Here is a 12,626-nt window from a genome sequence, read left to right on the forward strand (position 1 = left end):
TGAGCAGGTCGGCGGGCGAGAGACACCGACCGTGACCAACGACTTCGGGGTGGGGTATTCCATGGCGGAGCAGAGCGCCAACGGGGAGCGTGCGGCGCGTACGGCCAAACCCGATGACCTTTCCCGGTTCCCACAGGTGATCGGCCTCTCGGCCGACGTGCTGGTGCGGCACCGGGCGAAGATCCTTAACCCGTCCACCGCGGTGCCGGGCGAGCGCGGCAGGCGCCCCGACTCCACCGCGTACCGGTCCAACACGCTCTTGGTGCCGCTGTCCACCGCCCGTGACGCGGCCGCGATCGGACGGTTCAACGACAAGCTCGTCCCGCTCGGCGTGGAGTTGGTCGTGCACCTGCCGACCACCGCGGGCTGGCGCGAGGCGCTGGAGCGCTTCAGCGGCGACTTCCCGGTGCCGGTACTGCTGCACGTGCGCGCGGACGCGATCACCGAGCGCGCGCCGGACCCGTGGACCGTGCTGTCCACCCTGCGCCGCACCATGAAACCGGAAGAGGTCCGCGGCATCGGCCTGGAGCACATCGCGCTCGCCGCCTCGGTCGGGATGGACGGCCAGACCTTCGGCGGCGCCACGCCCTTCGGCAACGGCGTGCCCTTCGGCAACGGGGTCCCGTTCGGCAACGGCGTGCCCTTCGGCAACGGCGTCGGCGGCGGCGCAATCGCGCTGGGCAACGGCGCCCGCAACGCCGTGCGCCTGTTCCTCCCGCAACCGCACCGCCGCGAGCCCACCACGCTCAAGTCGGGGCGCCGCCCGGTGGTGGCGGTGCTCGACACCGGCATCGGCGAGCACCCGTGGCTGTCGGTCGGGTCGCGCGACAAGGCACAGGTCGTCGAGGCGGACGAGGTCTTCGCGCGGGACCTGACCTCCGTGCCGGACCCGGTCGTCGAGGTGTCCTTCGAGTTCCAGGCGCTGCTGAGCGACCTGGAGGAGACGCTCACCGACGAGACCGGCGGCGCGCTGCCGTCGCTGCGCTCGCCCTTCGAGGAGCGCGACGTCATCCAGCCGCTGCTGGGGCTGACCGACTCGCACGCCGGGCACGGCACCTTCGTCTCCGGCCTGGTGTTCCAGAAGTGCCCGGACGCGCGGGTGCTGTCGCTCCGCGTGCTGCACACCGACGGCGTCACCACCGACGGTTCCGTGCTGACCGGGTTGGAGTGGCTGCGCGTACGGGTGCAGCGGGCGCTCGACGAGAACCGGCCGGAGGACCTGGTCGACATCGTCTCGATCTCGCTCGGCTTCTACCCCGAGCACCACGACGAGACCACCGGCCTGAAACTGGCCGAGGCGGTGCGCAAGCTGACCGACCTCGGTGTGGTCGTAGTGGCCGCGGCGGGCAACGACGCCACCCGGCGCCCGTTCATCCCGGCCGCCATGGCGCTCAACTCCGACGGCTCCAACAGCGGCAACGACCTGCTGATCGCGGTCGGCGCGCTGAACGCGTCCGGCCGCACGGTCGCCGCGTTCAGCAACGAGGGCGACTGGGTCACCCGCTGGGCGCCGGGCAACGCCGTGGTCTCCACCGTGCCGCTGTGGCAGGGACCGGAGGAGCCCGACCTGGAACTGGCCGTCCCCGGCGCGCTGCGCCGGGCCACCCTCGACCCGGACGACCTCACCAGCGGCTTCGCCGTGTGGGCCGGGACTTCCTTCGCCACACCGGTGGTCGCGGGCATGCTCGCCGCCCGGCTCACCGAACTGGCCGACGCCAAGACCGTCGACGAGCGCACCGCGCGGGCGATCCAGGCCCGCGACCTGTGCGACGAGGACCTCAAGCAGCTCGGGTGGCGGTCGTAGCGACCACCGCGGGACACCCCGTCCACCCGGCTGTGCCCCACGTGCCGCGTCCACCGCTGGACGCGGCACGTAGGGTTTAACCCATGCTCGCTGTTCGGCGTGCAGGCGCGCTGTACCGACGCGGCCGAAAGGCTGTCTACGCCTACACCTTCGCCCGTGCGCGGGCGCTGCTCGGCGAAGCCGTCGCCGTGCTCGACTCCGCCCCGGAGCAGAACGCGCCCGAGGTCGTGGAGCTGCGCGTCCGCGTCCTGGTGACGCTGGCCTACGCCGAGACCGAGGGCAGCTCGATCACCACCGGCATCAAGCGGCTCTCCGAGGCCGACGAGCTGCTCGACGAGCTGCCGGTCGGCCCCCGGCGCACCGAGCTGGCTGGGCTTTCGGTGGAGCAGCGCGGGTTCCTGCACATCCGCGCGGGCAACACCGAGCTGGGCCTGGAACTGCTCGACGAGGCCGCGCGGCGGCTGCGCGCCGGACTCGCCGAGGGCGCGGGCGACCCGTACGTGCTGGCGAGCCTGTACCTCAACCGCAGCCTCGCGCAGATCGAGCGGTCCCAGACGAACGCGGCCATCGCCGAACTCGACACCTGCATCGAGCTGTGTGAGAAGTACGAACTGCACGACATCGCCATCAAGGCCCGGCACAACCGGGGCTACGTCGCGCACATGACCGGCGACGTGCCCACCGCGCTGCGCTACTTCGCCGAGACCTCCCGCGACTGCCAGGAACGCGCGCCGAGCATGCTCCCGGTCGTGCAGCTCGACCAGGCCCGCGCGCTGCTCGCGGGTGGACTCGTCGACGAGGCCGCCCGGCACCTCGACGACGCGCTGCCCCGGCTGCGCCGCCAACGCGTCGGGCAGGACGCCGCCGAGGCCGAGATCGCCCGCGCCGCCGCCGCCCTGCTGCACGGCGACGCGGCCCAGGCCCGGCGCCGGGCCCGGCGCAGCGAGCGGATGTTCACCCGGCGCGGCAACGAGCGCTGGGCGTCCGTCGCCGCGCTGGCCGCGCTGCGCGCCGACACCCTCACCGCCCTCGACGGCGACCGCGCCCGACCGGTCAAGATCCAAACCAAGCAGCGCAACGGGATCCACGTACCCCGTGCATTGCCCGCCACCGCGGTGCGGCTCGCCGAGCAGCTGCGCGGGTTGCTGCTGGAGGACGAGGCCGCACTGGCGCTGATGCTCGCGGTGCGGCTGCAGATCCACCGCGGCGACCTCGCCGCCGCGACGGAGTTGCTGGACCAGGTCCCCAAACCCCGGGTGACCACACCGGTCGACCACCGGATGCTGCTGCGCCTGTGCCGCGCGGAACTCGCCGTGGCCACCCAGGACACCCGCGGCGCGCTCGCCGAGGCCCGCGCCGGGCTGACCGAGCTGGGTCGTGCCCGCGACCGCATGGGCGGCCTGGAACTCATGTGCGGCACCGCGGTGCACGGCAGGCAGCTCGGCGACATGGCCGTGCGGCTGGTGCTGGAGCACCAGCGCCCCGACGCGCGGCGGCTGTTCGGCTGGCTGGAGCGCACGCGCGCGCAGGTCTACCGCTACGAGCCGATGCCGGACATCGCCGACCCGCGGATGGCGGAGAAGGCGACGGAGCTGCGGCTGGCCAAGCGCACGGCCCAGCTGGTCCGGTTGGCCGGTCGGTCGGCGGAGAAGCTGGAGCAGCAGACCGCGACCCTGGAGCGCGAGGTCGCCCGGCAGGGCTGGTACGCCAGCCCGTGGGGCAAGCCGCGTCCGGTCGCGACCCTGGAGGCCGTCGGTCCCGCCCTGGACGGTCGGGTACTGGTGTCCTTCGCGACCTCCGACGACGACCTGGTCGCGGTCGTGGTGGCCGGGACCGGCGCCAAGATGGTCCGCCTCGGGTCGGCGGTCGAAGCCGCGGAGTGGGCCGCCCGCCTGCACGCCGACCTCGACGTGCTGGCGCCGGACACGCTGCCCCCGCCGATCGTGGAGGTCGTCAAGACCTCGGCGGCGCGCAGCGCGGGCGGGCTGGACCGCCAGCTGATCCAGCCGCTGCTGCCGCTGATCGGCGACCGGGACCTGGTGATCGTGCCGACCGGCGCGCTCTACGCGGTGCCGTGGGGGAGCCTGCCCTCGCTGTGGGGCCGCCCGATCGTCGTCGCCCCGTCCGCGACGGCCTGGCTGAGCGCGGCCACGGGGTCGGCGCCGCGCGGCCGGACGGTGCTGGCCCGCGGTCCGATGTTGACCGGGTTGGTCGCCGAAGAGGGGCCGCTGCGCGAGATCTACCCGGAGGCGGTCGCCCTCGACGGTGACCACGCGACAGTGGCGGGTGTGCTGTCCGCGTTGGATGGTGCCGAACTGGCCCACCTGGCCGCCCACGGTGAGCACGAACCGACCAACGCGCTGTTCTCCAGGCTGGAGCTGGCCGACGGTCCGCTGTTCGCCTACGAGCTGTCCCGGCTGCGGCAGCCGCCCCGCCAGGTCGTCCTCGCCGCCTGCGAGCTGGCGCTGAACTACGTCCGCCCCGGCGACGAGGCCCTGGGCTACGCGGGCGCGCTGCTGGCCAGCGGCGTCCGCACGGTCATCGCCGCGACGAGCCGGGTCGGCGACGAGTCGGCGGCCACCGCCATGGTCACCTACCACCGGTCGCTGACCGCGGGCGTCGCACCCGCCCGGGCACTGGCCGCGTCGATCGCGGAGGACCCCTACCGCCGCCCGTTCATCTGCCTCGGCGCGGGCTAGCGCCCACCTCGATCGAAAAGCGGACGAATCGGCCGTAGACAACGGCCGACCGCGCTCCTTACGATCACTGCCCTGTGTCGTGGACCACAGTGGCGAGAGGTGGCGCGATGAGTGAGCACCGGACCTTGTGCGCGGCCTTCCAGGCCACGGCGGCGGAGAACCCGGACCTGGTCGCCCTGCGGACCCCGGGGGACACCGTCGCGGTGACCTGGCGCGAGTACGCGCGGCGGGTGCGCGCCATCGCGGCCGGGCTGGCCGCCTTGGGGGTCGGACCGGGGGACGCGGTGGGGCTGATGCTGACCAACCGACCCGAGTTCCACCTGGTCGACACGGCCGCACTGCACCTGGGCGCCGTGCCGTTCTCGGTCTACAACACCAGCGCGGCCGAGCAGCTGACGCACGTGTTCGCCAACGCGGGCGCCCGGGTCGTGGTGACCGAGGCGGCCTTCGTGCCGATCCTGCGCGCGGCGGCACCCGACCTGCGGCTGGTCTGCGTCAACGGGTCGGTGGCCGACACGGTGCCACTGGCCGACGTGGAGGCGGCCGACGCCGACTCCTTCGACTTCGAGGCGGCCTGGCGGGCGGTGGCGCCCTCCGACCTGGCGACGATCATCTACACCTCGGGCACGACCGGCCCGCCCAAGGGCGTCGAACTGACCCACGCCAACGTGATGGCGGTATCCGCCGCGCTGCGCAACGCGTTCCAACTGCTCCCGGGCGACCGGGTCCTGTCGTTCCTCCCCTCGGCGCACATCGCCGACCGCGTGGTGTCGCACTACGCGTCCATCCTGTTCGGCACCGTCGTGACCTCCCTCGACGACCCCCGGCGGCTGGGGGAGGTGCTGCCGGAGGTTCGCCCGCACCTGTTCTTCGCCGTGCCCCGGGTGTGGCAGAAGTTCCGACTGGCCATCGAGGCCGCCATCGCCGCCGAACCAGCCCCCAAGCGCACACTGGCCACCTGGGCGATCGACATCGGCACCCGCCACGGACGGGTGGTCGAGGCGGGCGAACCGGTGCCTCTCGGCCTCCGGGTGGCCCAGCGCCTGGCCGACCGCCTGGTGTTCGCCAAGCTGCGGGCCCGCCTGGGCCTCACCGAGGCCAAGATGCCCGCGTCGGGGGCGGCGGCGATCCCGGTGCGGACGCTGGAGTTCTTCTGGGGCATCGGCGTGCCGGTGTACGAGATCTGGGGCATGTCGGAGACGGCCGGGCTGGGCACGTCCGGCCGCGTCGGCGGCAACCGGATCGGCACCGTCGGCACCCCGGTCCACGCCACCGAGGTGCGGCTGGCCGACGACGGCGAGCTCCTCATCCGCGGCCCGTCCGTGATGCGCGGCTACCGCGCCGACCCCGTCCGAACCGCCGAAACCCTCGACGAAGACGGCTGGATCCACACCGGAGACATCGGCACCGTCGACGCGGACGGCTTCGTCTCCATAGTCGACCGCAAGAAAGAGCTGATCATCAACGCGGCGGGCAAGAACATGTCGCCCACCAACATCGAGAACGCCATCAAGGCCGAAGGCGGCCTGATCGGCCAGGTGGTGGCCATCGGCGACGACCGCCCGTACATCTCGGCCCTCGTCGTCCTGGACCAGGACGCCGCCACCCGTTTCGCCACCGAACACGACCTGCCCAACACCTGCCAGGCCGTCGCCGCGGCGGAGCAGACCCGCGCCCGGATCGAGCAGGCCATCCGCACCGGCAACACCCGCCTCTCCAGAGTCGAACAGGTCAAGCGGTTCCACATCGTCCCCAGCTACTGGGAACCCGGCGGCGACGAACTCACCCCAACCCTCAAACTCCGCCGCAAACCCATAGCCCGGAAATACGCCACCACCATCGACGACCTCTACGCCGACACCCCAACCCCCGACACCGTCAACCTCGGGAGTTGATTACTCCAACTAAAGACCTCCCTTACGCGCTCCTCCCACCCGTGCTCCTCTCAACCGGCCCCCTTCTGCCCGCGCCTTCGCCGATGGCCCGACTCCGCTCGCGCACCGAATACCGCGTCACCACCCCTGCCTCCGCCTCCTTTCGCCAGGTCCAGCCATTCGTCGATCACGATCGACCCAAATAAAACCAACCGCCTCGTTCCTTTCGCACAACCTTTCCTCGCACAGCCCGGCGAATGCTCACCGCCGACCTGGTGTCTGACCCGGGACCTCGCTGTCTCCCCTCACCCGAGCCCTGCCCGCAGCCACTCGTGGTGACCTATCCGACGGGCCCGAACATCCCCGCGCCGCACCGCTGAGCCGCCCATGTCTTCTCGCTCTGCGTCTGCCGAGTCGTGACCTGTCCTGCCGTACTGCGCGGACACGCGGTGTCCCCACCCTTCGGGTGGTCCCGGCCCTTCTGGTGTCGTGCCCTGCCTGGCGCTGTCCGGGTGCGCGATGTGGTGCGGTGCTCTGTGCCGCGCGTTCGACCGGCCTCCCATCTTCTGCCATGTCGTGTTTGCCCTGTCCTCCTCGTGCTGTCCGTGCTTGGGTGGCTCGCGGTCTGCTCGTGCGGTGCTGAGCTGTCCTCGAGCGAGGCCGGCCTCTGCCGCTACCTCAGCAACAGGTTCACATCCCCGAACTCGTGCCACAGGTACCTTTCCGCCAACGCCTCCTGATAGCACTGGGCCAACAACTCCTCCCCGGCCACCGCCACGAGCATGTCCACATGGGAGGCCTCTGGCTCGTGGAACCCGGTCAGCAGACCGTCCACGGCCAACACCCCACGCTCCGGTGTCACGATCAGGTCTGTCCAGCCCGACGCTGCTCGTACCACCCCGTCCTCGTCCGCGGCGGACTCCAAGGCTCGTACCGCCGTCGTTCCCACAGCGACCACCCGGCCACCCGCCGCCCGGGCCGTGTTCACGACTCGGGCGGTGGTGTCGGCGACCTGGAACCGCTCCGGGTAGGGCCGCTCGTGAGCCTCCGGCGATGCCACGCCCGTGTGTAGCAGCACCGGGGCGAACTGCACGCCCGCCGACACCAGTCGGGTCACCACCCGGTCTGTGAACGGCCTCGATGCGCTGGGCATCTCCGCGCTGCCCGGTTCGGTTCCGAACACCGTCTGGTAGTACCGCAACGGCCACGGGCGCGACACGTACCCGTAGCGGATCGGCGCCCCGAACACCTCCAGGTACTCGAGCACGCTCCCGAACCGGCCGGGATAGATTGACGCCACCCACAGCCGACCCCGCGAGTACGGCTGCACCAACGTCGCAGCCCCGCCGCCCGGTAGCGCTAACCGCAGCCCCACCACGCCACCCGTGTACGGCTTCGTCGCCTTCTCGGCCACCGCGCGCAGTTCCACCAACCACAGGCCGCCCGGCGATTCGGTGGAGAAGTGCAACGCCAGGTCCGCACCCACCACCGGCACAGCCGCAGGCATCGTCGCCGACGTGTTCACCACCAACACGTCTCCCGGTCGGAGGATGTCCGGCAACTCCTCGAACCGCCGATGACTCACCTCGGCGCCGTCCCCGACAAGTAGCCGCACCCCGGACCGCGTCAACCCACGTGCCTCTGGCGGCTCATGAGCCTCCAGGTCACCGGTTACCCTGAACTGCAACGTCTTCATGTGCTTCCCCCTGGTCGGTGAGCTGACTGAACTGCCCGGATAGCCGGGCAGCGGGCGACGACGGCCGAGACCCCTGTCGTGGACATGCTGGTGCCTGAACCTCGCCGGTCGAGTTGTTGTGTGATCTTGTGGACTGCTGGTGCGGCCTCGGACACCGCTCGGCCACGGTGGCTTTGCGGCGATGTGGACACCGACGCGGACTGCCGCGTCGCCGTCGTCTTGGTTCGGACTGGTCGACGACTTTGCTGGCGTGCGGTTCGGGCGTCGACCGCAGTCGTAACTTCGGTGCGAGACCGGGTCTGCTGCACGAGCAGGTGAAAGCGGTAGTCACGCGGGCCAGACTGGCGTTGTGCGGCAGGCGTTGCCGCTGTGGTTCGGACCCGCGAAGTCCACCGTGTGCCGTCGCGGTAGCGGGTGGCGACCTACTGTGTCGTCTGCGCGGTGGCGTGGTGATGGTTGCTTCCCGCTGTCCGGCTGGACTCGTGCCGCCGAAGCTGCGAGGAGCGCGCACATCGAGTGTGGTCGAGGTTCCGCGGGGTTGAGTTGGTGTGGCTTGTTGCCGGTGTTGTCGTGGACAGGTGCGGATGGAGTGGCTCCCCCAGGCGCTGTCACGTTGGCTTTTCGTGCCACACCATGATGTGGGTGCCTGATGGGTCCCGGACCTCGAAGCCGTAGTGGCCTCGTAGGTATGGGCCGGGTGGTCGCACGACCGGAGCGCCGTGGAGGCGGGCGAAGGTAGCCTCTACCTCCGACCTACCGGCCAGCTCGATGGCGAGCGGGACCGGTGCTCTGGAGGTGCCCGGGGAGACCAGTTCCAGGTAAGCGCCGTCCGTGATGCGGAGGACCGTGCCGCGTTCGGTAGGCGTCGTCCACGAGTCGACTTCAGGTAAGCCTAAGAGGTCTCGGTAGAACCTCTTAAGCGAATCCAGGTCGTCTACCTCGAACGGCAGCCATAGGGCGCGCGGTGTCGTCATAGGAAATCCGGTAGACGCACGCGGCCCGACTCCGGGTTGGTGGCCAATAACTTGAGGATGGCCGGTGTCACTGTCCTGGGCAGGGGGCGGTCGCTGATGTCTTCGCCCGGGAAGGCGTCCTGGTGCATTTGGGTTCGCAGGTCGCCTGGGTCGGCCCACCACACCCGCACCCCGGACTCCTCGACGGCCAGGACCCGGCTGAGTTGTTCCACCGCGGCCTTGGACGACCCGTAGCCACCCCAGCCCTCGTAGGCGACTACGGCCGCGTCCGAGGTGATGTTGAGAATCGCGCCTGACCGGCTGCGCAAGGTCGGTAGGGCGAGTTGGGTCAACCCGAGGAGGGCGATCACGTTCGTCTCCAACACGTCCCGGAACGCGTCGAGGGGGTGGTTGGCGAGGGTAGGCAGGGGACTTGGTCCCAGCGCGCCCGCGTTGTTCACCAGCAGGGTGGCGCCGCCTAGTTCCTCCGCCGCGGCCACCAGCCGCGCGCGGTGGTCCGGGTCGGTGATGTCGCCCGGGATCGCGATGGTGCCGGGGAGTCGCTGTGCGGCGGTGGCGAGCGCTGCGCCGCCGCGGGCGTTGAGCACCAGGCGCCATCCGGTGTTGGACAGTGTTTCCGCCGTGGCCAGGCCGAGGCCTCGGGAGGCGCCGGTGATGATCGCGACGGGGTTCTTTGTCGGCATGGGTTTTTCCTTCCTGTTGGCGTTGGTTTCCACGTTAGGTTTGGGGGTGGGGGGAAGCATCGGTCTCGGGTCTGGACTTATCTCGGACTTTGGTCTTAGGACCGGGGTTTTGTCGGGGCGGGTCGGTAATGTGGAACCGTGACCGGAATCGGGAGAAGTGAGCTGCGCGCCGTCAGCGCCGCGGTGCTGGCCGTCGCCACGCACCTGTCGGTGCGCGATGTGCTGACCACGATCCTGACGTCGGCGCGCAGGCTCGTGGGCGCGCGCTTCGCCGCGTTGGGCGTGCCCGACGACGCGGGTGGGTTCGCCGAGTTCCTCGCCGACGGGGTGTCCGACGAGCAGTGGGCCGCGATCGGGCCGGTGCCGCGTCAGCACGGTCTGCTCGGGTTGCTGCTGCGCGAACCCAACCCGGTCCGGCTCGACGACATCCGCGAGCACCCGCGGTTCGAGTGGTGGCCCGCGGCGCACCCGGAGCTGACGAGCTTCCTCGGCGTGCCCATCACCGACGGCGACGAGATCCTCGGGGAGATCTTCGTGGCCAACAAGGACGGCGGGTTCACCGCGCAGGACGAGGAGATGCTGGTGCTGCTGGCCGCGCACGCCGCCATCGCCATCGTCAACGCGCGGTTGCACGAGCGCGCCCGCGAGCTGTCGATCGTCGAGGAGCGCAACCGCATCGCGCGCGAGCTGCACGACGCCGTCACGCAGAAGCTGTTCAGCCTGCGGTTGGCCGCCGAGTCCGCGGCCACGCTGGCCGACCGCGACGGGCCGCGGTCGATGCTGGAGCTGGCGCTGGTCCGACGACTGTCCGCCGAGGTGGCCGCGGAGCTGCGGTCGGTCGTGGTCGGCCTGCGCCCGCCCGACCTGGCGGGCGACGGGCTCGACATCGCCATCGGCAAGCTGACCGACCTGCTAAACCGCGTGCACAACATCGAAATCGTCTACCGGGCGGGCGCGGTCCCCCGGTTGACGTCACCGCGGGAGGAGGCCGTGTACCGGGTCAGCCAAGAGGCGTTGCACAACGCGCTGCGGCACGCGCGCGCGGCGCGCATCGTCGTCGAGTTGATGGTCCGCGAGCACAACCTGGTGCTGCGCGTCAGCGACGACGGTTTGGGCTTCGACGTGGCGGGCAGCGGCACGCGCAGGCTCGGCATCAAGTCGATGCGCGAGCGCGCCCGCGCGGTGGGCGGCGACTTGGCGGTGGACTCGCACAGCCCGGGCGGGACGACGGTGCGGTTGGAGGTGCCCCTTGGCGGCTGAGGTGATCCGGGTGCTCGTGGTTGACGACCACCCGGTGGTGCGACAGGGACTCCGCACGTTCCTCGACCTGCAGGCCGACATCACCGTGGTCGGCGAGGCCGCCGACGGCGCCACCTGCGTGACCGAGGCCGAGCGGCTGCGCCCGGACGTGGTGCTGCTCGACCTGCGCATGCCCGGCACGGACGGCGTCTACGCCCTGCACGGCCTGCGCGAGACGGGCAACCCGGCGCGGGTCCTGGTCATCACGAGCTACACCGAACCCACCGCCATCGTCCCGGCGGTCCGCGCGGGCGCGGCGGGCTACGTCTACAAGGACGTCGACCCCCTGGCCCTGGCAGCGGCGGTGCGTTCGGTGCACGCGGGCCACGTCCTGCTGCACCCGTCGGTGGCCCGGTTGCTGGCCGAGGGCGACACCCGCCCCGGCGCGGCGACGTTGACGGCGCGCGAGCGCGAGGTGCTGGAGGAGGTGGCACGGGGGAACACCAACCGGGAGATCGCCCGCAGACTGGTGCTGTCGGAGAAGACGGTGAAGACCCACATGACCGCCATCCTCGGCAAACTGGGCCTCAACGACCGCACCCAGGCCGCGCTCTACGCGGTGCGCACGGGGTTGGTTTCACCGGTGGGCAAATAGCTCGGGTCAGAGTCCATAGTGGACTTTGAACCCCGCCACTAGAATCGGCGCCATGTTCGATCTGGTGCGGCTCCGCATCCTCCGCACGGTGGCCGACCAGGGAACCCTCGCGGCCGCCGCCGACACCCTCCGCCTCACGCCGTCCGCCGTCTCCCAACAGATGGCCAAGCTGGAACGCGAGGCCCGGTGCCCCCTGGTCGAACGCCACGGCCGCCGGATCCGCCTGACCGAGGAAGGCATCGTCCTCGCCCAGCACGCCGCCCGGATCCTGAGCGCCGTCGAGGAAGCCGAGGTCGACCTGGAGCGGCGCAGGGGTGAGGTGCGGGGCGACTTCACCGTCGCCGCCTTCCCCACCGCCGCGCGCGGTCTCCTACCCCGTGTTCTGACCGCCCTGGCCAAGGAGCACCCCGACCTCCACGTCCGCCTCCGCGAAGCCGAGCCCTACGACGCCGTCGCCGGTGTCGCCCGGGGCGACCACGACCTCGCCATGAGCCAGGACTGGACCAACGCCCCCTTGGAGCTCTCCGAGCGCCTGCACAGCACCGAGATCGGCATCGACCACATCAACGTCGCGCTCCCCGCCGCGCATCCCTTGGCCGACCAGCAGCGGGTTCGCGCCGTCGACCTGGTCGACGAGCCGTGGATCGGGGGCACCGCGGGCACCAGTTGCCACAACTGGCTCGTGAGCACCTTCAGCGCCGCCGAACGCCAGCCGGACGTAGTGCACCAGGCTGGGGAATTTCCCACTCAACTCGCCCTCGTCGCCGCTGGTCTTGGGGTCGCGTTGTTGCCGAAACTGGCCGGTGACCAGGTCCCGGAGGGGGTGGTCCTGCGCCCCGTGGAACCGAAGATGGTCCGGCGCGTCCTTGCGGTAAGGCGGGTCGAAAGTACCGGCAGACCTGCCATGCGCGCTTTCCTGCAGGCTCTCCGCGACCACTGGCGGGGTTGAGCGACGCCACTATTCACCGTGTGTATAGTCCGAGTCGATACCGGTTCGCATCG

The 12,626-nt window shown here is 71.1% G+C and carries 9 protein-coding genes; 6 read left to right on the forward strand and 3 right to left on the reverse strand.

The genetic code is table 11. From position 1 onward, the window contains the following. Positions 1-61 precede the first annotated feature (61 nt). The 3 genes from V5P93_RS08350 to V5P93_RS08360 all read left to right on the forward strand — a co-directional run bounded on the left by V5P93_RS08350 (position 62) and on the right by V5P93_RS08360 (position 6,398). The gene (locus V5P93_RS08350; protein ID WP_146108385.1) at positions 62-1,804 is read left to right on the forward strand and encodes a S8/S53 family peptidase; all 1,743 of its coding nucleotides are present in this window, start codon (positions 62-64) and stop codon (positions 1,802-1,804) included. Between the two features lie 83 nt (positions 1,805-1,887). After that, complete coding sequence (locus V5P93_RS08355; RefSeq protein WP_104483232.1) at positions 1,888-4,503, forward strand: CHAT domain-containing protein; 2,616 nt, start codon at positions 1,888-1,890, stop codon at positions 4,501-4,503. 107 nt (positions 4,504-4,610) lie between these two features. Next, entirely contained in the window at positions 4,611-6,398 is a 1,788-nt protein-coding gene (locus V5P93_RS08360; protein WP_104483233.1) for a long-chain fatty acid--CoA ligase, read from the forward strand. A 652-nt stretch (positions 6,399-7,050) separates the two neighbouring features. On the opposite strand, the gene V5P93_RS08365 is transcribed toward V5P93_RS08360, so the two are convergent. From V5P93_RS08365 to V5P93_RS08375, 3 genes are all read right to left on the reverse strand, one after another. Beyond that, positions 7,051-8,073, reverse strand: a complete 1,023-nt coding sequence (locus V5P93_RS08365; RefSeq protein ID WP_104483234.1) for an S-adenosylmethionine:tRNA ribosyltransferase-isomerase — start codon at positions 8,071-8,073, stop codon at positions 7,051-7,053. A 608-nt stretch (positions 8,074-8,681) separates the two neighbouring features. Next, on the reverse strand, positions 8,682-9,047 hold the full coding sequence (locus V5P93_RS08370; protein ID WP_104483235.1) for a VOC family protein: 366 nt from the start codon (positions 9,045-9,047) through the stop codon (positions 8,682-8,684). After that, positions 9,044-9,730, reverse strand: coding sequence for an SDR family oxidoreductase (locus V5P93_RS08375; RefSeq protein WP_104483236.1), 687 nt, complete (start codon positions 9,728-9,730; stop codon positions 9,044-9,046). The genes V5P93_RS08370 and V5P93_RS08375 overlap by 4 nt, the downstream gene beginning before the upstream one ends. Positions 9,731-9,868: 138 nt before the next feature. Between V5P93_RS08375 and V5P93_RS08380 the strand changes: the two genes are divergently transcribed. The 3 genes from V5P93_RS08380 to V5P93_RS08390 are packed head-to-tail and all read left to right on the forward strand — an operon-like array spanning position 9,869 to position 12,573. Next, positions 9,869-10,990 (forward strand): GAF domain-containing sensor histidine kinase, encoded by a 1,122-nt coding sequence (locus tag V5P93_RS08380; protein WP_104483237.1) that lies wholly within the window; start codon positions 9,869-9,871, stop codon positions 10,988-10,990. A gap of 1 nt (position 10,991) precedes the next feature. Then, entirely contained in the window at positions 10,992-11,624 is a 633-nt protein-coding gene (locus V5P93_RS08385) for a response regulator transcription factor (RefSeq protein WP_219824196.1), read from the forward strand. A 52-nt stretch (positions 11,625-11,676) separates the two neighbouring features. After that, complete coding sequence (locus V5P93_RS08390; protein ID WP_104483239.1) at positions 11,677-12,573, forward strand: LysR family transcriptional regulator; 897 nt, start codon at positions 11,677-11,679, stop codon at positions 12,571-12,573. The last annotated feature ends 53 nt before the right edge of the window (positions 12,574-12,626 follow it).

It is taken from the genome of Actinokineospora auranticolor (genome assembly GCF_041897805.1).
GTDB classification, from domain to species: Bacteria; Actinomycetota; Actinomycetes; order Mycobacteriales; family Pseudonocardiaceae; genus Actinokineospora; species Actinokineospora auranticolor.